Source organism: Serratia sp. LACPHL-BACT-2024-00286 (genome assembly GCF_043109535.1).
GTDB classification, from domain to species: Bacteria; Pseudomonadota; Gammaproteobacteria; order Enterobacterales; family Enterobacteriaceae; genus Serratia; species Serratia sarumanii.
Window position 1 is genome coordinate 15,672 of the sequence record NZ_JBICNA010000010.1, and the last position, 22,278, is coordinate 37,949.

At 61.6% G+C, this 22,278-nt stretch carries 15 protein-coding genes; 13 read left to right on the top strand and 2 right to left on the bottom strand.

What is annotated here, in order from left to right; genetic code table 11:
• Positions 1-33: 33 nt before the first annotated feature.
• Positions 34-2,943 carry a condensation domain-containing protein gene (locus tag ACF8MC_RS22990; RefSeq protein WP_164105769.1) on the top strand — a complete coding sequence of 970 codons (2,910 nt, stop codon included), beginning with the start codon at positions 34-36 and terminating at the stop codon, positions 2,941-2,943.
• Positions 2,944-2,990: 47 nt separating this feature from the next.
• A complete protein-coding gene (locus ACF8MC_RS22995; protein ID WP_033636746.1) occupies positions 2,991-4,223 on the top strand; it encodes a YncE family protein in 1,233 nt (410 codons plus the stop codon).
• 58 nt (positions 4,224-4,281) lie between these two features.
• Here the strand turns inward: ACF8MC_RS22995 and ACF8MC_RS23000 are convergent, their stop codons facing one another.
• Positions 4,282-6,558, bottom strand: a complete 2,277-nt coding sequence (locus tag ACF8MC_RS23000) for a TonB-dependent siderophore receptor (protein ID WP_041037534.1) — start codon at positions 6,556-6,558, stop codon at positions 4,282-4,284.
• 284 nt (positions 6,559-6,842) lie between these two features.
• Here ACF8MC_RS23000 and fes point away from each other — a divergent pair, with 284 nt between their 5' ends.
• The 11 genes from fes (at position 6,843) to ACF8MC_RS23055 (ending at position 21,118) form a co-directional block, all read left to right on the top strand.
• Positions 6,843-8,216: an enterochelin esterase gene (gene fes / locus ACF8MC_RS23005; protein WP_072269751.1), complete on the top strand. Its 1,374-nt coding sequence runs from the start codon at positions 6,843-6,845 to the stop codon at positions 8,214-8,216.
• The gene (locus tag ACF8MC_RS23010) at positions 8,191-8,397 is read left to right on the top strand and encodes an MbtH family protein (RefSeq protein ID WP_033636748.1); all 207 of its coding nucleotides are present in this window, start codon (positions 8,191-8,193) and stop codon (positions 8,395-8,397) included. Before fes ends, ACF8MC_RS23010 begins: the two co-directional genes overlap by 26 nt.
• Positions 8,398-8,429: 32 nt before the next feature.
• Positions 8,430-12,374 carry an enterobactin synthase subunit F gene (locus ACF8MC_RS23015; protein WP_164105770.1) on the top strand — a complete coding sequence of 1,315 codons (3,945 nt, stop codon included), beginning with the start codon at positions 8,430-8,432 and terminating at the stop codon, positions 12,372-12,374.
• 177 nt (positions 12,375-12,551) lie between these two features.
• Positions 12,552-13,808, top strand: coding sequence for an enterobactin transporter EntS (entS, locus tag ACF8MC_RS23020; protein ID WP_033649954.1), 1,257 nt, complete (start codon positions 12,552-12,554; stop codon positions 13,806-13,808).
• Between the two features lie 211 nt (positions 13,809-14,019).
• The gene (locus ACF8MC_RS23025; protein WP_060419668.1) at positions 14,020-15,225 is read left to right on the top strand and encodes an isochorismate synthase; all 1,206 of its coding nucleotides are present in this window, start codon (positions 14,020-14,022) and stop codon (positions 15,223-15,225) included.
• Positions 15,226-15,232: 7 nt separating this feature from the next.
• Entirely contained in the window at positions 15,233-16,861 is a 1,629-nt protein-coding gene (locus ACF8MC_RS23030) for a (2,3-dihydroxybenzoyl)adenylate synthase (RefSeq protein WP_164105771.1), read from the top strand.
• Positions 16,862-16,864: 3 nt separating this feature from the next.
• Positions 16,865-17,725 carry an isochorismatase gene (locus tag ACF8MC_RS23035; RefSeq protein WP_164105772.1) on the top strand — a complete coding sequence of 287 codons (861 nt, stop codon included), beginning with the start codon at positions 16,865-16,867 and terminating at the stop codon, positions 17,723-17,725.
• Between the two features lie 105 nt (positions 17,726-17,830).
• On the top strand, positions 17,831-18,850 hold the full coding sequence (locus ACF8MC_RS23040; RefSeq protein WP_392424146.1) for a DUF5074 domain-containing protein: 1,020 nt from the start codon (positions 17,831-17,833) through the stop codon (positions 18,848-18,850).
• A 121-nt stretch (positions 18,851-18,971) separates the two neighbouring features.
• On the top strand, positions 18,972-19,589 hold the full coding sequence (locus ACF8MC_RS23045) for a DUF2238 domain-containing protein (RefSeq protein WP_164105773.1): 618 nt from the start codon (positions 18,972-18,974) through the stop codon (positions 19,587-19,589).
• Positions 19,590-19,818: 229 nt separating this feature from the next.
• On the top strand, positions 19,819-20,646 hold the full coding sequence (locus ACF8MC_RS23050) for a winged helix-turn-helix domain-containing protein (RefSeq protein WP_239504676.1): 828 nt from the start codon (positions 19,819-19,821) through the stop codon (positions 20,644-20,646).
• A complete protein-coding gene (locus ACF8MC_RS23055; protein ID WP_152903828.1) occupies positions 20,627-21,118 on the top strand; it encodes a hypothetical protein in 492 nt (163 codons plus the stop codon). The genes ACF8MC_RS23050 and ACF8MC_RS23055 overlap by 20 nt, the downstream gene beginning before the upstream one ends.
• A 69-nt stretch (positions 21,119-21,187) precedes the next feature.
• Here ACF8MC_RS23055 and ACF8MC_RS23060 read toward each other — a convergent pair whose 3' ends face one another.
• Positions 21,188-21,940 (bottom strand): winged helix-turn-helix domain-containing protein, encoded by a 753-nt coding sequence (locus tag ACF8MC_RS23060; RefSeq protein ID WP_049194490.1) that lies wholly within the window; start codon positions 21,938-21,940, stop codon positions 21,188-21,190.
• Positions 21,941-22,278 lie beyond the last annotated feature (338 nt).

A 22,278-nucleotide genomic window follows, 5' to 3' on the forward strand; every position in this document is an offset into this window, starting at 1 on the left:
ATCCCGGCACGGCCGGGCAGAGGAGATAACGCAGTGATCGGTGATTTTGACAGCATTCTGAGCGATGAAGAGGCCCAGCGGCTGGAGAGCGCGTTTCAGGCGCTGGGCGCGGCGTCGGCGAGCGGCGAGCGGCCGGTAAGCGAAGCCGAAGAACGGGCATGGTTTGCCCATCTGCAGCAGGGTGACGCACGCGGGCAGCGGGCGTTGGCCTGGCGTTTGACGGGGGATGTGGATATCGCCCAATTGACGGCGGCGCTGCAGGCGCTGGTGCGGGAAACGCCGGGCGTGGACGTGCGCTACGTTTTTGATGACGAAAACGGCCTGGTGAAACGCCCCGCCGGCTCGGCGCCGTTGCCGGTGAGCCTTCGTCAGGTGGCGGACGAACAACAGGCCATTTGTCGCCTGCTGCAAGCGCAGGCAACGCCGTTTGTACTGGAAAGCGAAGCGCCGCTGCGCTGCCTGCTGTTGCTCACGCCGGGCGATGACGTGATTTTGGGCGTGGTCTTGCATGACATCCTGGCGGAAACGCTGCCGTGGCGTCATCTGCCGGCGATGCTGTCCGCCCGTTATAACGGGGACGCGATGCCTCTGCCTTTCGCGGCGGAGCCGGTCGAGCTGGCGGAAACTCCGGAGCCGCAGCTGCCGTGGGTGCGCCAGGCGGTCTCACTGCAAGATTATCGCAGCCCGGCGCAGCGCGCTGAAGCCTTACCGCCGGTGGGCGCGCGCGTGGTCACGCGCATTGCGCGCTCGCTGTTGCCCGCCAACGACACGCCGCGGGCGCTGCTGGCGGCGGTGGCGGCGCGGTTTGCCGAGTTCGTCGCCGCGCAGGCCGGCGGCCAAGCGGTGCAGCTGTGCGTGCCGGCAGCGGATACGGCGGAGTGCGTCGGCCTGGAGCTAGGCCTGACGGCGCCGCCGCTGATGCGCCTGACCGTACAGCATGGCGAGGGCGACGCCGGGCAGCGGCTGCTGGCGCAAACCGTGGCTGAACAGCCGGATCCGCAACGGGCGCAGCTGCTGGTGGCCTGGCGCGACGATCTGGCCGCAGAGTGGCGGCTGGAAGGCGTTCACGCCGAACGCCTGTTGCTGCCGCCGCTGCATACGCCGTTTGAGCTGGCGCTGCTGCTGGGGTTGCCGGAGGCGGAAGCGCTGACGCTCGAGTTGGTCACCGATCCGCGCCTCTCTCCGCATGTGGCGCCTTTCCTGCTGGAGCAGTTCAGCGCCTTCCTGGCCGGGCAGCGGATTGCCGTCGCATTGCCGGCGGCTGAGTCCGTTTCCCCGGCGATGGCCGCGCCGGCGGCGAACGGCGACGCGGACGAAAGCGTTGCACCGCTGATTTTGCAGGAGTTCCGTGAGGCGCTGGTGGCGCCGGAAATGACCCTGGATGAAGACTTCTTCGATCGCGGCGGCCATTCGCTGGTGGCCACCCGGGTGATCGGCCGTTTGCTGAGCCTGCATCAGATCGAAATCAACATTAACGATCTGTTCAGCCATCCGACGGCGCGCGGGTTGGCGGGCTATGCCAAACGCCTGAACGTTGCGCAGCCGAATGCCGCGGTGGCCACCACCGACGATCATGATCGGGCGCAGGCACCGCTGTCGCTGGCGCAGGAATCGCTGTGGAAGGTGTATGAAGCCTTCGGCCATGACGAAATTTTCAACCTGCCGTTCTCTCTGCGCTTCTTCGATGCGGTGGATGAAACGGCGCTGCGTCAGGCGTTTATCGACGTCATGACTCGCCATACAGTGCTGCGTTCACGCTTCGTGGAGCAGCAGGGCGCGGTGGTGCAGGTGGTGGTGCCGGCCGCCGAGCTGCCGGAGTACCAGTGGTTCCGCTTCTCCCACGAGACGCCGGCGGGCAACGCCGCCGCCCTGTTGGCCGACGCCGGCCAGCACCGGTTCGATCTGGCCGCCGAGCTGCCGCTGCGCGTCACGCTGCTGCGCGATGCGGACAACGGTCAGCAGCTGCTGTCGCTGCTGTTCCACCATGTGGTGCTGGATGAATGGTCGCTCAACCTGATGATGGATGAATTGGGCGTCGCCTACCGCCATCGCGTCGTCGGCCAGGCGCCGCAGTGGAGCGGGCAGCCGCCGCAGTTCCACACCTTCGCCCGGCAGCAGCGGGCCTCCGGGGTGCAGCAGCAACATCTGGACTACTGGCTCGATGCGCTGCGCGGCGCGCCGGTCGGCCAGCCGATCTTCCGGCAAGAGCCATCCACCCACCCGGCGGTGCCGGCACCGGCAGACGTCAACGGCGGCTGGCTGGAGTTCGAGGTCGATCCCGCCGTGGCGGAAGGCCTGTATCAGCTCGCCCGCCGCAACAACGCTTCGCTGTTCAACGTGGTGTATGCCGGGATTACCTCGGCGCTGCGCCTGCTTGGCGGCCCGGCGGATCTGTTGGTGGGCACCTCGACCTCCGGCCGTAACGACGCCGAGTTCTTCGATACCGTCGGCTACTTCACCACCGTGGTGGTGCACCGCGTGCGCTTCGACGAGGGGCTGACGGTGGCCGGGTTGGTCAGCCAGGTGAAAAACACCATCAACGGCTCGCTGCCGTACACCGATATTCCAATCGATCTGGTGGAGGAAGGGCTGTTCGGTGTGGACGCCGACCGCAAGAACCACATGTTCGAAGTGTTCATCCAGATCCACAGCCGCATCAAGCTGAACGGCGAGTTCCGGCTGCAGGACGGCAGCGCGATCGCCTACCGCCAGGTGGAGCCGGAAAAAGCCGAGTCGCTGCTCGGCCTGCAGTTTGAGGTGATGGAAGACGATCTGGCCGGGGCGAAATCCCTGCGGGTGATGATGACCTACCGCCAGGATCACTACAGCCGGGAGCAGGCCAATCTGATCGCCGACGGCGTTCAGCACGTCTTTACCCAGTTTGCGCAGCACATCGCTGGCGATATCGCTCTGGCGGCGCTGCCGCCCGGGCCGCAGGCATGACGTTGTTTCACTCTAACCGAAAGCATGATTTTCAAGGAGATAAAAGGATGTCTGGAACCCTAGCAACCCCGCGCGCGTTACTTTCGCTGCTGGTGGCGGCCTCTCTGGTGGTCGCCGGCGCTGCGCAGGCCGACGATGCCGGCATCAAACCGCAGGACATCAAGCGCGAGGCGCTGTCGTCGGCGGTGGTGGAGATGGCCTACAGCACCTCGCAACAGGCGCTGTTCGTCAGCGCGCCGGACTGGAAGGAAGAGGCGCGCTCCCGTGTGTTGCGGCTGGATCCCAACACCCTGGCGATCAAGGCGGAGATCCCGCTGCAGGTGAAAGGCTTCGGCGTGGCGCTGAACGATGCGGGCAATCGCCTGTACCTGACTCAGGGCTTCAACGGCGAAGTCGGGGTGGTGGACACCACCACCAACCACGCGCTGGGCAGCATCAAGCTGCTGGACAAAGCGGTGCTGGAGCAGGCCTACAAGCAGGCGGGCATCAGCGGCAAGCGCCTGGACTTCCTGCTGGCGGAGTTGAAGAAGTTCAAAATCACCGAGGACTACCTGTACCGCATTCGCGAGATCAAGTATGACGCGCAAAGCGGCCGCTTGTTCCTGCCGGGGCTGGGCTTCGGCGTCGACAGCGTGCTGTACGTGGTCGATACCAAGGCCGGCAAGCTGGAGAAAGTGATCCCGGGCTTCGGCTACAACGCGGTGGGTATCACATTGGATGAGAAGGGCCGCCGGGTATTCGTCTCCAACATGCAGGGGCAGGTGATCACCCTGAACGCCGACACGCTGGCGATCACCGCCACCCACGAAGTGCAGGCCGATCAGCTGCTGAATCTGGTGTATGATCCGGCGAGCAATCGTCTGCTGGGTGTCGATCAGGGTATCGATCGCGATAACTACCGCAATCATCATCTGGGGCACGACTACGTGAAGCGCAGCAGCGGCCACCGGGTATTCGCGCTGGATGCGGACAGCGGCAAGGTACTGGCCAGCGAGCTGACGGATGAGGTGCCGATCGGCCTGCTGCTCGACGAGCGCAGCCAGCGGCTGTACGTCGCCAACCGCAAAGGCGTGCGCGTGGATCACGGCGCCGGGACGCTGACGGTGTTCGACGCCAAGACGCTCAAGCGCCTGCAAACCGTAGATCTGCCGCCGCACCCTAACAGCCTGGCGTTGGATCCGAAAGGCGACGCGCTGTTCGTGACGGTGAAAAACGACGGCGCTTCCACCAAGGCCGGCAAGCCGGAAAGCGTGGTGCGTATTCAGCTGCACACCAACTAACTGAATATAAATATAAAAAAGGGGCGCCGCGGCGCCCCTTTGTCATTGGGTCATGTCATCAGAAATGGGTGTTGATGCTCATGTAGTAGGTGCGGCCCGATTCGTTATAGGTGGCTGCGCCTGCGCCATACATGTAGGAGTTAGTTTTCGCGTTACCGACAGTTTGTGCATTACCGGCGCGGAACTGGCGTTTGTCGAACAGGTTGTCGATGCCGGCGGTGAGGCTGACGTTTTTGGTCAAGTCATAGGTCGCGCTGGCGCCGACGATGGCGTAAGGGCTGACCTCGCGGGCTTCTGAGCCGACAGCGCTCTCTCCTTTATAGTTATACTTCTTCGGCTTCTGGCGGCCGTACCAGGTCAGGGTGGACTGCATCGACAGATCCTGCGTGGCCTGCCAACTGAGGGTCGAGTTGACGGTGAATTTCGGGATCACCGACAGGTAATCGCCGGTGGTCTTGTTCTTGTTCTCGATCATGTAGGTGGCGTTGTTGCTCCAGGTGACGGTCTCGCTGACCGGCACGTTCAGCGAGCCTTCCAGCCCCTGCACCACCGCCTTCGGCACGTTTTCCCACTGATAGATATCGGTTTTAAGACTGTTTGAGGAAATTGGCGCGTAGCCAGCCTCAATTTTGTTGCGGTAATCGTTGCGGAAGTAGGTCACGCCGGCCAGCCAGCCGTCGTTATGGAACTCCAGCCCGATCTCTTTGTTAACGCTGGTTTCCGCTTTCAAATCGTCGTTGCCCATCAGATAGCAAGCACCAGCACTGGCTGCACAACCTTGACCACGGCTGTACAGGATATAGTTACCGTTGTTCTGGAACAGATTGGGCGCTTTGTAGGAGCGTGCAATACCCATCTTAAGCGTGAAGTAGTCGCCCAGTTCCTGCGACAGGTTCAGCGCCGGGCTCCAGTTGTTGCCGGATTCGGAGTGCAGATCGTAGCGCAGGCCCGGCGTCAGCATGGTGGTGTCGGTCAGCTCGATATTGTCTTCGGCGAACAGCGAGAAGATATGTGCGGAGGAATAAGGACTACGGTTAGTGCTGTCCACTCCTGGGATCACTCCACCTTCGGTGAGAGACTGGCTGGTGGAGGTGCCGTCTTTCATCCGTTGCTGAGACCACTCGGTGCCCAGCGTGGCGGTCTGGGCGACGCCCAGCTCAAACGGCACGCTGACTTCGCTGTGCGCCAGGAAGTCGTCCAGCTTGATGGTGCCGAAGCCGGTGTTATTGGTGTCGAAGATGCCTTCGGTGCCGCCGGCCAATCCTTCGTTCAGGCGGGTGTTGCGGGTGCGCTCAAACTGCACGTAGTTGTTGGTGCTCACGCCGTTGTCCCAGGCGCCGCGGTGGGTCAGGCCGAAGGTTTCACGGTAGATGCGGTTGGTCTCTTTGCCGTAGTTGCTTTGCACCAGGGCGTTGGTGTTGGTGTTCTGGGTATCGCCGGCGTACAGGTTGCCCTGGCGGCCATAGGCGTACTCGAACTCCAATGACTGCAGATGAGCGAAGTCCCAGTGCAGCAGGGCGTCGATATTTTTATCGACCACACCTTCACGTCCGGCAGGTAAAGTATTGGAATAGCTGCCGGTGCGCTCGGATTGATGGCCTTGGTTAATATCCCAGGCGTCGGCCTGCGTTTTGCTGTAGCCGCCGAACAGACGGAAGCTCAGGGAATCGCTCAGCGGGCCGGACAGGCTGAAGTCGGTGCGTTTGGTGGCGCCCTCCTGCTTGTGCTGCGGCACGTTGAAGTAGCCGTTCAGCGAGCCGTGCAGCGCATCGCCGGCCTTCTTGGTGATGATGTTAACCACGCCGCCCGCAGCGCCGTTGCCGTAGCGCGCCGCGGCAGGGCCGCGCAGCACTTCGATGCGCTCGATCATTTCCGGCGGCACCCAGGCGGTATCGCCGCGCGAGTCGCGCTCGCCGCGCCAGCCCTGACGCACCGAGTTGCGGCTGGAGGCCGGTTTGCCGTCGATCAGAATCAGGGTGTTTTCCGGGCCCATGCCGCGGATATCGATCTGGCGGTTGTTGCCGCGCTGGCCGCTGGTGGAGTTGCCGGTCAGGTTAACCCCGGGCATGGTGCGGATCAGTTCGCTGATGTCGCGCGCCGGCGGGCGTTTCTTGATCTCATCGGCGGTGATGGTGGACACCCCAGGCGCCTGCAGGTTCTGCCGGGCGGCGGTCACGACGATGGTGTCTTCGCCGCGCGGCTTTTTATCCGCTGCGCCGCTGTTTTCTTCCGTGGTGGGGGTGTCGGTCTGCTGCGCGGCGTTGGCGAACGCGGACGCGCCCAATCCCAAGCCGATAAGAGTGGCTAAAGAATAACGTGATAGCTTGCTTTTCATCTGAGTGTCCTACCTTGCTGCCATCCCTCGCCGAACGGGGGGAAGGGCGGTTGTAGTTTTTGTGTAGTCGGAAATAGAAAATCGGCTGCGGCAAGGGATGCCATTGATATATCCCCGATCCCTGTCCGTTGCGCGCAATACCAGCACGATCTCCAAGCCTTACACACTATTGCAAATGCAAATTATTATCAATAGTATTTGGCGTACAGTGCGTTCGGGCGGTGGCCGACGATAGGGAAAAGTCGACGTTCCCGGTGCCGCCAACTACAAAATGGGTAGGCGTTGTGAATACAGAACTACAGTCAGAAAGCAGCAGATTATTGGCCAGCAGCAATGCGGGCAGTCCAGGATGGTGGTTGACGGTGGCACGGCGCGGTACGCCATGGGTAGAACCGGCGGGTAACGGCCGCTGGCGAACCACCTTTTTCTGGCGCGATCCTCAGGGATGCGAATTGACCTCCGCCTACCGCCGCGTGTGGATCAACATCAACTGCCTGACCGACCATCACCAACCGAATCCGCCGCAAAGCCTGCAGCGTTTGGCCGGCACCGACGTGTGGTACTGGCAGACCGAGCTGAGCGGCGCCTGGCGCGGCAGCTACTGCTTTATTCCCTGCTTTGACGAGCGGCCGCCGGCGTTCAGCGGCGACGATGCGCACGCCAACATGCACAACCTGCGCCACTGGTGGCACCAGGTGTTCGCCAGCGCCACCCCCGATCTGCTCAACCCGTATCGCTCCTGGCAAAGCGCCAGCGGCCACAGCGTCTCCGGCCTGCACATGCCGGATGCGCCGCCGCAGCCGGTATGGCGTTCGTTCGACGAGTATGAGATCGCCAGCGGGCGCTGCACGCCGCCGCTGCCGGCGCGTTTGCAGCGCCATACCTGGCAGAGCGAGCGCCTGGGCAACAGCCGCGACGTCTGGATCTACACCACCGGCGACAGCAAGCCGGCCGAGCGTCCGTTGGCTATCCTGCTTGACGGTCAGTTCTGGGCGAAGCAGATGCCGGTCTGGGAGCCGCTGATGCAGCTGACCCGCGAGGGAGCGTTGCCGGAAGCGGTGTATGTGTTGATCGACATCATCGATCTGCCGCACCGGGCGCGAGAATTAACCTGCAAGGACGATTTCTGGCTGGCGGTGCAGGAAGAACTGATGCCGCAGCTGGCCGACTGGGCGCCGCACAGCGACAAACCGGCCGATACGGTGGTGGCGGGGCAAAGCTTTGGCGGCCTGGCTTCCCTGTATGCCGGGCTGCGCTGGCCGCAGCGCTTCGGCGCGGTAATTACCCAGTCCGGTTCCTACTGGTGGCCGCGGCGCGACATGCTGCAGCTGCCGAGCATCCCCGACGACGCCTGCTGGCTGATGCAGCAGGTGGAACGGCATGGCCTGGGCAACCACGGCGCGCTGAAGGTATTTATGGAAGCCGGTTCGCAGGAAAAGCTGGTGCATCGGGTCAGCGGCGAAATGGCGGCTCGTCTGAGCGGCGCCGGCCATCGGGTGCACTACCGGGTGGTGGAAGGCGGGCACGACGCGCTGTGCTGGCGCAGCGGCCTGACCGACGGGCTGCAGGCGGTCTGGGCCTCCGCTTTCGCCACCGCTTATCCGGCATCGGCGACGGCACGAGGAACACATGATGGAAAGCCTGAATCCGTTCGATGATCAACAGCAGCGCAGCCTGGTGCTGCGCAACGTACAACAACAATACAGTTTGTGGCCGGATTTCCGCGCCATTCCGTCCGATTGGACGATCGTCTTCGGCCCGGCGGCGCGCACCGCGTGCACCGAGTGGCTGGAACAGCATTGGCAAGACATTCTGCCGGTCGCAGCAAGCAAGGCGTGACCGGCGCCAGGTAATCACGGGAGCAATAAGCAGTGTCACACACCCCTAACTCTCTCAGCGGCCCGGCGCTTGCGGGCGAATGGCCGCTGGTCGCGGCGCAACCCGGCATCTGGGTCGCCGATCAAATCTCCCCGCATCGCAATGCCTACGCGGTGGCTCACGCCATCGAACTCAACGGCCCCATTGCCGTGGAGCCTCTGCTGCAGGCCATCATCCAGGGCCTGGACGAGGTGGACATGCTGCGCCTGCGTTTTGCGGAACGCGACGGCGTGCCGGTGCAATGGCTGGATGACGCGCTGGCGGTGCACGAGCCGGAACTTGTCGATCTGACGACGTCGCCGGATCCCGAAGCCGCCGCGCGCGCGCTGATGGACATCGATCTGGCGAGCGATCTGCGCGCCGGCAGCGGCGCGCCGCTGTATCGCCATGTGGTGATGCGCCTGGCGGATGACCGCTGGTTCTGGTATCAGCGCTATCACCATCTGCTGGTGGACGGTTTCAGCTTCACCGCCATCGCTCGCCGCGTGGCGGCGATTTACACCCATATTTGCCGCGGCGACGCGCTGGAACCGACGCCTTTCACGGCGTTCAGCGACGTGGTGGCGGAATACCAGGCTTACCGGGAGGCGCCGGCCTGGCAGCGCGACGCCGATTTCTGGCTCGAAAAAGCGCGGCAGTTGCCGCCGCCAGCCACGCTCTGCCCGCAGCCGCTGGCCGGGCAAACCCCCACGCCGCGCATCCATCGATTGGAACAGCGCTGCGATCCGCAGGCCTTCGCCGAACTGGTGCAGTGCGGCGCTCAGCAGAAGCTGAACGCCGCCGATATGGCGGTGGCGCTGGTGGCGCTGTGGGTATCGCGCCTGAGCGGCCAACCGAGTTTCAGCGCCGGTTTTATCTTCATGCGCCGTACCGGATCGGCCGCCCTGTGCGCCGCCGGGCCGGTGATCAACGTGCTGCCGATGGAGATGCATCTCGAGCCGCAGGCCACGCTGTATGAGGCCGCCGCCCGCATCAGCCGCGAGCTGAAAACGGTGCGCCGCCATCAGCGCTACGACGCCGAGCAGGTGCAGCGCGATCTGGGGCGCATCGGCGACGGCGAACCGCTGTACGGCACGGTCTTCAACTTCAAAATGTTCGATTACCAGCTGGATTTCGCCGGTATCGAAGGCATCACTCACGATCTGGCCTCCGGGCCGGTGCGCGATCTGGAGATTGCGCTGTTTATCGACGAACACCATCAGTTGAAGGTGGAGCTGCTGGCCAACGCCGAGCGTTACGGTCGCCAGGAACTGCAGGCGCATCTGCAGCGGTTGCCGCTGCTGCTGGCGCAGTTCGCCGCGCAGGCAACGTTGCCGATCGGCGAAGCCGATATGCTGACCGCCGACGATCATGCGCTGCTGGCGCGGGTCAACGACACGGCGCACCCGGTGCCGGCGACCACGCTGAGCCAGTTGCTGGCGCAGCAGGCGCAAACCACGCCGGACGCGCCGGCGCTGGCGGATGCGCATTTCAATTTCACCTACCGCGAAACGCGCGAGCAGGTCATGGCGCTGGCGCGCGAGCTGGTTGCGCAGGGTGTGCGGCCGGGCGACATCGTGGCGGTGGCGCTGCCGCGTTCGGTGTTCCTGTCGCTGGCGTTGATGGCGATCGTGGAAGCGGGCGCCGCCTATCTGCCGTTGGACACCGGTTATCCGGACGAGCGGCTGGCGATGATGCTGGAAGACGCCGCGCCCCGGCTGGTCATCACCAACCCGGCGCAGCAGGCGCGGTTCGCCGACAAGGGCGAAATTTTGCTGTATGACGCGCCGCTGCCGGCCGATCACGCCGCCGGGGTGGCGATCGCGGGCCCGACGCCGAACCATGCGGCCTATATCATCTTTACTTCCGGCTCCACCGGGCGCCCGAAAGGCGTGCTGGTCGGCCATCAGGCGATCGTCAACCGCTTGCTGTGGATGCAGCACCAGTATCCGCTGGGGGCGGACGACGCGGTGCTGCAGAAAACGCCGTGCAGTTTCGACGTCTCGGTATGGGAATTCTTCTGGCCGCTGATGGTCGGCGCCCGGCTGGTGATGGCGCCGCCGGAGGCGCACCGCGATCCGCAGCAGCTGCAACAGCTGATCGCGCAGCACCGCATTACCACGCTGCACTTCGTGCCGTCGATGCTGGCGGCTTTCGTTGCCGCCCTGGACGACGACGCGGCGGTGGCGAGCTGCGCCGCGCTGCGCCAGGTGTTCTGCAGCGGCGAAGCGCTGCCGGCGGAGCTGTGCCGCCTGTGGCAAAGCCGCACGGCGGTGCCGCTGCACAACCTCTACGGCCCGACCGAAGCGGCGGTGGACGTGACCTGGCATCCGGCCTACGGCGACGCGCTGGCGAAGGTGACCGGCGCCAACGTGCCGATCGGCCTGCCGGTGTGGAACACCGGGCTGCGCATTCTTGACGCGCGCCTGCGGCCGGTGCCGCCGGGCGTGGCGGGCGATCTGTATCTGACCGGCGTGCAGCTGGCGCACGGCTACCTTGGCCGGCCGGATCTGACCGCCAGCCGCTTTGTCGCCGATCCGTTCGGCGAGGGCGGGCGCATGTACCGCACCGGTGACGTGGCGCGCTGGCTGCCGGACGGCGCGGTGGAATATTTGGGCCGCAGCGACGATCAGCTGAAGATCCGCGGGCAGCGGATCGAGCTGAGCGAAATCGACCACGCCTTGCTGTCGCTGCCGGGCGTGCGCCAGGCGGTGACGCACGCGCTGGTGCTGCAGGGCACGCCGGTGGACGCCGGCGGCGATGCGCGCCAGCTGGTGGGCTATCTGGTGATGCAGCCTGGCGCGAGCTGGGATGCGGAAGCCCTGCGCGCGGCGCTGGCCGACCGGCTGCCGCCGCACATGGTGCCGGTGGCGTTGGTGGAAATGAGCGATTTGCCGCTGAGCGCCAACGGCAAGCTGGATCGCAAGGCCTTGCCGCAGCCGCAGGGCGGCGAGCGCAAGGCTGGGCGGCCGCCGCAGGCCGGGCTGGAAAGCGAGATCGCGGCGGTATTTGCCCGTTTGCTGCAGCGCGAGCAGGTGTTCGCCGATGACGATTTCTTCGCGCTCGGCGGCCATTCGCTGCTGGCGATGCGGCTGGCGGCGGAGCTGCGCCGCGATCTGGGCAAGGCGGTGTCCGTCGGCCAGGTAATGGTGGCGTCGCGCATCGAGCAGCTGGCTGTCTTGTTAGCGGAAGATCGCACGCAGGAAGAGGCCGATCGCAGCGGCTTCGACAGCGTATTGCCGCTGCGCGTCACCGAGGGGCCGACGCTGTTCTGTCTGCACCCGGCGTCGGGTTTCTCCTGGCAGTTCAGCGTATTGCCGCGCTATCTCGATCAGCACTGGTCGCTGGTCGGTATCCAGTCGCCGCGGCCGGACGGCCCGCTGGCACTGAGCGAAGATATGGATCAGGTGGTGGATGCCCACCTGCAGACGGTGTTGCAGGTACAGCCGCACGGGCCGTACCACTTCATCGGCTACTCGCTGGGCGGCACGCTGGCGCAGGGCATCGCCGCCCGGCTGCAGGCGCGCGGCGAGCAGGTGGCGTTCCTCGGCCTGCTGGATACCTATCCGCCGGAGACCCAAAACTGGGACGTGATGCTGGACGACAACGTGTTGAAGGAGGTGCAGCGCGAGCGCGAGCAGTTCCTGGCGGTGTCGCAGGATACGCTCGATCCGGCGCTGGGAGAAACGCGCACCGCGATGTTCGACAACATTGAAGCCAACTACGCCGACTCGGTACGGTTGTTGTCGCACACGCGTACCGCCCATTTCCACGGCCAGGCGACGCTGTTCGTCGCCAAACGCACGCTGCAGGAAGGGATGGACGTGCAGCAAACCTGGTCGCAGTACGTCGATGCGCTGCAGGCGCACGAGCTGGACTGTGCGCATGTCGATATCGTTTCGCCGGCGTCGTTCAAAGTGCTGGGGCCGCTGCTGAACCGGATCTTGCGCACGCTGTAATCGCGTCCGTCATCTCGCCGCCAGGCACGGGTATGACCCCCGCGTGTGGCGGCGTTTCTTGCGGTTGCTCACGGTTGAATATCAATGAGTTTTATTATCATTATTGATTTCGCCATCTGTGCTAGCATAGCGCCCCGCAACTGCAGAATCCCCGTTTAACGATGTGGTGAAAAACCGATGAGTAGCAAACCCTCCATCCTGCTTGATTTTAGCCTGCTGAAAACCAACCGGGCTTTCCGCGCGGTATTCTGCGCGCGCTTTATTTCCATTGTGGCGCTGGGTCTGATGGCGATCGCCATCCCGGTGCAGATCCAGGCGCTGACCGGTTCCACCCTGCAGGTCGGGCTGGCGGTGACGCTGGCCGGCGGCGGCATGTTCGCCGGGCTGCTGATGGGGGGCGTATTGGCCGATCGCTATGAGCGGCGCCGACTGATCCTGTTCGCGCGCTCCACCTGCGGCATCGGCTTCGTCGGCCTGTGCCTCAACGCCCTGTTGCCGTCGCCTTCGCTGGCGGCCATTTATCTGCTGGCGGTGTGGGACGGCTTCTTCGGCGCGGTGGGGGTGACGGCGCTGCTGGCGGCCACGCCGGCGCTGGTGGGCCGCGAAAACATCGTGCAGGCGGGCGCCATCAGCATGCTGACGGTGCGCTTCGGCTCGATCCTTTCTCCGGCGATCGGCGGCCTGGTGATCGCCCATATGGGCATTGCCTGGAACTACGGCCTGGCGGCGTTCGGCACCCTGCTGACGCTGCTGCCGCTGCTGAGCCTGCCGCAGCTGATGCCGCCGCCGCAGCCGCGTGAACACCCGCTGCGCGCGCTGGCGGGCGGTTTCGCCTTCCTGTTCCAGAACAAGGTGATCGGCATGGTGGCGCTGATCGGCGCGCTGCTGACCATGGCCAGCGCGGTGCGCGTGCTGTACCCGGCGATGGCGGAAAGCTGGCACATCGACGCCGCCCACCTCGGCTATATGTACGCCGCCGTGCCGCTCGGCGCCGCCATCGGTGCTTTCACCAGCGGGCGCGTGGCGCACGTGGCGCGCCCCGGCTGGGTGATGCTGCTGACGGCGATCGCGGCGTTCGCCGCCATTGGCCTGTTCGGCCTGATGCCGTGGTACAGCCTGGCGTTGCTGTGCCTGGTGGCGTTCGGCTACCTGAGCGCGCTGAACTCGCTGCTGCAGTACGGCCTGATCCAGAGCCTGACGCCGGACAACTTCCTCGGCCGCATCAACGGTCTGTGGACGGCGCAGAACGTGGTGGGCGATGCGCTGGGCGCGTTGCTGCTGGGGGCGATGGGCGCCTTTATGCTGCCGGCGATGAGCGCCAGCGGTTTCGGTTTCGGCGCGGCGCTGCTCGGCATCCTGTTGCTGTTCGCCATGACCGGTTTGCGCCAGGTGACGCTGCACAAACCGGAGCCGCAGCCCGCCACAGAAAAGTAGTCGAACGCGTTATGACAACGCTGTGGGATCAAATAGCAATGCTTATCATCGGCATGCGTAAAACCCACAGCGTTTATGTCATGATTTTGAAATGAAAGAAGTGCTTACGTTTATTGACATGGCAAATATCGGCGAGTAATTTAGCGCGGAATTAACTCAAATGATAATCATTATTATATTGGTTATCACTTCAAAATCTGAGGGCGAAGCGATGGATACTGCCGTGAACGACATCAATCGAAAGGAAATGCAGGAGCGCGAAGAACACCTGTTCGCCGCTGATTTTTCTCCGGCGTCGGGCTTCTTCTTTACCTCCCCTTTCCGCAGCTTGACCACCACCGGATGTTTCAGCCGCATTCGCCTGCCGGCCGCGGACGGCGCCGATCTGAACGGCGAGTTCCAGCGCAGCGTGCGGCAGGCGTTTGCCGAGGCTCGTCAGGCCGGCATCAAAAATCCGCTGCTGTGCGGCGCTATCCCGTTCGATACCCGGCAGCCTTCGGCGCTGTTTATTCCGCAGCAGAGCCGCTGGTTCGATCGCGCCGCTTTTATGGCCGGCGTTCAGCCGGCGGCAGAGGGGCCGGAGCTGGCTGGCATAACGGAGCTGCCGCAGCAGCAGCCGTTCATGAACATGGTCAGCGATGCCGTTGACGCGATGAAGGCCGGTGAGCTGGATAAAGTGGTCTTGTCGCGCCTGCTGGAGATCGAAACGCGCCGGCCGGTGGATCGCCATGCGCTGATGGCGCGCGTGATCGCCCAAAACCCGCACGGTTTCCACTTCCACGTGCCGCTGGAGCAGGGCGCGCTGTTGGGCGCCAGCCCGGAGCTGCTGCTGCGCCAGGACGGCGGCCGTTTCTACTCCAACCCGCTGGCCGGTTCCGCCCGGCGCGAGGCCGACCCGCAGCGCGATCGCGAAGTGGGGGAGCGGCTGATGGCCTCGGCGAAAGATCGCCACGAGCATCGCATCGTCACCGAAAGCATGCGTGACGTGCTGGCCGGCCGCTGCCGCTACCTGAATGTGCCGCACACCCCCGAATTGTTGACCACCACCACGCTGTGGCATCTCTCCACGCCGATCGACGGCGAGGCAGCGTCTCCAGACGAAAATGCCCTGTCGCTGGCCTGCCTGCTGCACCCAACGCCAGCGCTGTGCGGCATGCCGACGGCCGAGGCGCACGCCCTGATCGGCAAGCTGGAGCCGTTCGATCGCGGCCTGTTCGGCGGCATCGTCGGCTGGTGCGACGACGAAGGCAACGGCGAGTGGGTAGTGACTATCCGCTGCGGCACCGTTGACGGCAACCGGGTGCGGCTGTTCGCCGGCGCCGGCATTGTGGAAGACTCTTCACCCGAATCTGAATGGCATGAAACAGGCACCAAACTCAGCACCATTCTGCGTGCCTTTGGTATGAATCAAGGATAACGACAAGATGAGCATTGCCTTTACCCCCTGGCCGGCGGAGTTCGCCAGCCGCTATCGCGAACGCGGCTACTGGACTGACAAGCCGCTGACCGAGATCCTCGATCGCCAGGCCAACAACGACGCTCCGGCGATTATCGACGCCCAGGGCAGCCTGACCTACCGCGAGTTGCAGCAGCGCTCCGATCGCCTGGCGGCCGCTCTGCTGCGCCGCGGCGTAAAATCCGGCGATACCGCATTGGTCCAGCTGGGCAACGTGGCGGAGTTCTATATCGTGTTCTTCGCGCTGCTGAAAATTGGCGTGGCGCCGGTCAACGCGCTGTTCAGCCATCAGCGCAGCGAGCTGAACGCCTATGCCGAGCAGATCAAACCGGCGCTGCTGATCGCCGATCGCCAGCACGCGCTGTTTGCCGACGATCAATTCCTGAACGCCTTCCGCGATGCGCATCCTTCGCTGCGGGTTGTGGCGCTGCGCAGCCAGCCCGAGGGCGAGCTGGCGCTGGCCGCCTGGCTGGACGAAGCCAGCGACGGTTTTGTCGCGCAGCCTTCCGCGGCCGATCAGGTGGCGTTCTTCCAGCTTTCCGGCGGCAGCACCGGTACGCCGAAGCTGATCCCGCGCACCCACAATGATTACTACTACAGCATTCGCCGCAGCGTGGAGATCTGCCGTTTCGACGCGCAGACCCGCTATCTGTGCGCGCTGCCGGTGGCGCACAACTACCCGATGAGTTCGCCGGGCGTGCTGGGCGTGTTTTATGGCGCCGGGCTGGTGGTGTTCGCCGCCGATCCGGACGCCGGGCAGTGCTTCCGTCTGATCGAACAGCACCAAATCAACGTGACGGCGCTGGTACCGCCGGCGGTCACGCTGTGGCTGCAGGCGATCGAAGAGTGGGGCGGCAATGCCCAGCTCGCCAGCCTGAAACTGCTGCAGGTGGGCGGCGCCAAATTGGGCGAGACGCTGGCGGCGCGCATTCAGAACGAAATCGGCTGCCAACTGCAGCAGGTGTTCGGCATGGCAGAAGGGCTGGTGAACTACACCCGGCTGGACGACGACGAACGCCACATCCTGACGACACAAGGGCGGCCAATGTCGCCGGACGACGAGGTGTGGGTGGCAGATGACGACGGCAATCCATTGCCGGCGGGCGAGGTCGGCCGGTTGATGACGCGCGGGCCTTATACCTTCCGCGGTTACTACCAGAGCCCGGCGCACAACGCCGACGCCTTCGACGCCGACGGTTTCTACTGCTCCGGCGATCTGATCAGTATCAGCGAAGACGGCTACATCACCGTGCAGGGGCGGCAGAAAGATCAGATCAACCGCGGCGGAGAGAAGATCGCCGCCGAGGAGATCGAGAACCTGCTGCTGCGTCATCCGGACGTGATCAACGCCGCGCTGGTGTCGATGCCGGACGCGCTGATGGGGGAGAAGAGCTGCGCCTATATCATCGCCAACGCGCCGCTGAAGCCGGTGGTGCTGCGCCGCCACCTGCGCGAGCAGGGCGTGGCGGACTTCAAACTGCCGGATCGCTTTATTCAGGTGGACAGCCTGCCGCTGACCCCGGTCGGCAAAGTGGACAAAAAACGGCTGCGCCAGCAGCTCGACGGGCAACTACAGACTCAGGCTCAGGGAGATTAATCGATGGCCATTCCAAAACTTAATGACTACGCGCTGCCGACGGCGGACGAACTGCCGCAAAATAAAGTCACCTGGCACGTAGAACCGCAGCGCGCCGCGCTGCTGATCCACGACATGCAGCAGTATTTCCTCAATTTCTGGGGCGAAGACAGCGCGCTGATTAAACAGGTGGTGGAGAACATCGCCAACCTGCGCCGCTACTGCAAACAGCAGGGCATTCCGGTGTTCTATACCGCGCAGCCGAACCAGCAGAGCGATGAAGACCGCGCGCTGTTGAACGACATGTGGGGGCCGGGCCTGAACAAACATCCTGAGCAGCAGGCGGTGACCGCCGCGCTGGCGCCGGACGAAGACGACACGGTGCTGGTGAAATGGCGCTACAGCGCCTTCCACCGCTCGCCGCTGCAGGAGATCCTGCAGGAGTCCGGCCGCGATCAGCTGATTATCTGCGGCGTGTATGCGCACATCGGCTGCCTGACCACCGCCATCGACGCCTTCATGCGCAATATCCAGCCGTTCATGGTGGCCGACGGCCTGGCGGACTTCTCGCGCGACGAACACCTGATGGCGCTGCGCTACACCGCCGGCCGCTGCGGCCGGGTGGTGACCACTGCTTCCCTGTTGCCGGCTGCCGGTATCGCCAGCATCGATGCGCTGCGTCAGCAGATCCTGCCGCTGCTTGACGAAGACAGCGAAGACATGGGCAACGATGAGAACCTGATCGATTACGGCCTGGATTCGGTGCGCATCATGGAGCTGGCGACCCGCTGGCGCAAGATCCGCGGCGATATCGACTTTATCGCGCTGGCGCGCAACCCGACCATCGACAGCTGGTGGGCGCTGCTTTCCGAAGAGAAAGCCTGATTTTAATAACGAGAGAGGGCGGTCGAGCGGCCGCCCCGTTGGTTCTATAAGGAGATTACGATGAATGCTTTGATCACCAAGGGAAAACGTGCGGCATTTCCGCTGATGCTGCTGTCCACGCTGCTGTTCTCCAATACGCTGCTGGCACAGACCGCGCCGGAAGTGCTGCGCAAGCCGGTTGGCAAGGGCGCCTATGAAATGGCCTACAGCCCGAGCGAGAACGCGCTCTACCTGGCGACGTCGCAGAGCCGCAAGCTGGACAAGGGCGGCATCGTTTACCGTCTGGATCCGACCACGCTGGACGTGACGCAGATTATCCATAACGACATCAAGCCGTTCGGCGCCGCCGTCAACGCCAAGACCGGCACGCTGTTCTTCGGTAACACCGTCAATAACTCGGTGACCGCCATCGACGCCAAGACCGGCGACGTGAAAGGCCGCCTGGTGCTGGACGCGCGCAAGCGCTCCGAGACCGTCAAGCCGCTGGCGCCGCGCGAACTGGTGGCGGATGCCGACAGCGATACCCTGTACATCACCGGTCTGGGTGAATCCAGCGTAGTGTGGGTGGTGGACGGCAAGGATCTGACCCTGCGCGCCACCGTGACCGACACCGGCAAATACGGCACCGGCCTGGCGCTGGACGCCGCCGCCAAACGTCTGTACGTCACCAACGCCGACGGCGAGCTGGTGACCATCGACACCCAATCCAACAAGGTGCTGTCGCGCAAGAAGCTGGATGAGTCCAAAGAGCACTTCTTCCTGAACATCAGCCTGGATACCGCTACCCATCGTGCGTTCATCACTGATTCCAAGCAGCCGCAGGTGCTGGTGGTGGATATCCGCAACGGCAACATTCTGAGCAAGATCGACGTACCGGAATCGCTGGCGGTGCTGTTCAACCCGGCGCGCAATGAAGTTTACGTCACCCATCGCCAGGCGGGCGAAGTGAGCGTAATCGACGCCAAGAGCTACAAGGTGCTGAACACCATCAAGACGCCGACCCACCCGAACAGCCTGGCGCTGTCGCCGGACGGCCAGACGCTATACGTCAGCGTCAAGCAGGCTTCCAGCCGCGAGAAAGAAGCCACCGCGCCGGACGACGTGATCCGCGTAGCGCTGAAATAATCCCACGCAGGGTAAGCGCACATCGAACAGGCGAAGCGGCGACGCTCCGCCTGTTTTTTTTCGCCTCAGGATCTGCGGTATAAAGAGTGCATTGATCTGTTAACCCGAAGGAACGTTGGTTATGCCCGCCTCGCGTACCCCGCTGTTGTTGTTCGTTATCACCCTGCTGCTGCTGGCCGCGTTGATCCACAGCGGCATCCGCCCTTACGATCGCACCACCTGGCTGATGGAGGTGGCGCCGGTATTGATCGCTCTGCCGCTGCTGTGGCTGACCCATCGCCGTTATCCGCTGACGCCGCTGCTCTATACGCTGATTTTCTTCCATGCGCTGATCCTGATTTTCGGCGGCATGTACAGCTATGCCCGCGTGCCGCTGGGGTTTGAGGTGCAGCAGTGGCTGGATCTTGGCCGCAACCCGTACGACAAACTGGGGCACTTCTTCCAGGGACTGGTGCCGGCGCTGGCGGCGCGCGAGATCCTGCTGCGCGGCGGCTATGTGCAGGGGCGCAAGATGCTGGGCTTTGTGGTTTGCTGCATCGCGCTGGCCATCAGCGCCGTGTATGAGCTGATCGAGTGGTGGGCGGCGCTGGCGCTGGGCCAGGGCGCCGACGAGTTTCTCGGCACCCAGGGCGATCCGTGGGATACCCAGTCCGACATGTTCTGCGCGCTGCTCGGCGCGCTATGCGGTTTACTGCTGTTCGCCGGCTGGCAAGACCGGCAAATTCGCCGCCTGCGCTGAGTATTTTCCGACGTTGATCAGGCCCGCCTTATGGCGGGTTTTTTTATTTATGCTCAGTTTGTTAATCCACTTTATGCGTGCATTGAATCAGAAAAAGGCTGCAAAATTCACTCTGAGAATTGTATGGTGATATTTAATATCTGTTTGTTTTTATTAGATTTTATTCTTTTTGTTAAGAATTTTCTTATCATTTGCGCTATGCTAATATTGCCACGTTTGATAGGGGCTAATGGGCGTTAACCAGTTTATCGCGCAGGGAATTATGAGATATATAATTAATAATAATATTAAATATCATGAAGATAGATCGGAGCTGATCTCGCTGCATGACGACATTCCGCCGGTTGTGCTGACGGCCACGCTGAACCGCCTGCTTTCCGCCCTGGTGCGCAACAATAACCTGGTGCTTTCCCGCGAAACGCTGCTGACGCAGGTATGGGAGGCGCACGGCCAGGTCGCTTCCGGCAACAACCTCAACAACACCATTTCTATTTTGCGCAAAGCGTTCTCCTCGCTCGGCGAGGAAGAGATCATCGTCACCCTGCCGCGACAGGGGTTTATGTTTACGGCAGCTGAACTGCATACGATGGATAGCCAGGCGGAAAGTTTACTGGTGCCGGATTTGCAGCCAGCAGCCAAACCGGCTGCAGTGGCTACCGTTACGCAAACCAGACGTTTTAAATTTACTGCAGTTGTGCTGGCGCTATTGGCGTTAGGCAGCGGTATAGGGGCGTGGTGGGATGCAGGGTATCCAGCGGTGAGTGTGGCTAAGGTGGGTAAGATTGGCAATTGTGACGTGCAGTTTATTACTTCTTTCCACAGGATCGGGCCTGTTGAGGTGGATCTGACACATTTGCAGAACATGTTGGAACAAAAAAAACATACTAAGTGTAATGAAAACGGTGTTCCTGCGACGCTCTTTTATTACGACAGCAAAATGCTAACGCCGAATAGCCCTGGGCGAGTCAGGAGTTACTATTTTTATTATTGCCCGCAGAGCCGAATGGCATCGGGTAAGGTTCAATGTGAAAACTTCCATGAAAACATTGTGTTATAATTTTTTTTGGCGCTCTCGTTATGGAGTGTTGTTGGTATTTTCGCTGATTATCGGCGGTATTTCCGGTTACTGGCTATTTTTAAAACCGCAGATCCCGGCGTGTCGAGCTGTCGTCGGGATGACCAACCAACGCGAGGGCAAAACGATACAGCGGATATTGTTGATCAGCGTTGCTCCGGATGGCCCGCGGCGTGCAACAGTGTTGATTAACGGTAGTCTGTTTGACGGAGCAACCCGCTATAACGTTGGTAGAACGGTTACACTGGACTATCGGCGACGAGGGGAAGACTATATTTTTACCGTGGTGAAAAATAGCATAAGACAGCAAGACTCGGTTGTACGACCAGATTTAAATAAGCATTTGCCGATGGTTGGGCAGCAGTATCATTTGCGCATTGAGCAAATAGACAGCAGCCATTACATGTTTATTGCCAATTACGGTCCGTTGTTTGTTTGCAGTACTCGGTCATAAGCCATACCCTTGGCAAAGTGCGGCCAAGGGGAGGCTAAATAGGCGGCCCTGGAGGGAGAGTTTAAGGTGTTAGTTGTTATTATTAATATAGCTGTTAATACAAGGAGCACTAATTTCGCGTGGGCAGAACGTGAGCTGTTCTTCAGCGCTTTGTGAGTCTGCACTACGAATGTTATCGTAATAGTATACATCCGCCCTGGTCTTGCAGTTAAAACCTGCCTGATGAATGATGTTTTTAATTCTCCTCAAATCGCCACTCTCCAACTTCATGCTGTAGATCTGACATTGCTCATAGTTTCCCAACGGATAAACGCTAATGCGTGTGCTATTTTGATACAAAATAACAAGTGCAAAAGGCACCAGACAAGCGGCGGCAATCATCACCAGACGCTGAAGCAAACGGCGGAGATTGGTGGGTTCAATTTTTGGTTCCGCGATTGCCGTTTTTTCCTCACTATCATATTTCAGGTCGTTATCACTTCCATCTAATTTGTCAGATTTATCAATATTTATGGCGCAAAATTTAAACCCCTGGCGGGGATAGGTCACAATAATTTCTTCTATTCCGCACTGCGCTAGTGATTTACGTAATCCAGATACATAATTATTTAAGTTGTTATTCGATGCCTTAAGCCCATGGTCGACCCAGACATCATTAATCAACTTTTCCCGCAGCAGCAGTGTGCCATTATTCCTGATGAATAATGAGAGCAAACGTCCGGCTGGTTTAAGTAAGGCTACTTTATTGTTGGCATTGTCTATATGCGCCAACGTACCTTCCTCCTCATTATAGAGGACACTTTTGTTGATGATAAAAATCATTTTTATAACCTGCAACTTTCCTGTCGAGAGATTATTCTGAGACCTGTCTTTGTTTTTTTCAATCCTTTGGTGTGCCTGTATATAGGATTTTTCTCTATATCGCTATAAATGAGATATCCCATCTGTTACTTGCCAAGTTTTTAAAAATAAACATTGATAATTAAAAGATATTTATTGGCATTAAAACCTATTTTATTGCTATTTTTTTTATAAAAATCCTGTGTTTTTGTATTTTTGCGACATAACATTTTATTTTTTGTTTCTGACGTGTAAATTTGTTCTCACTGATACGGAGCGTGAAGACGCAGCGTATTAGCTACGCAAATCATGTTTGTGAA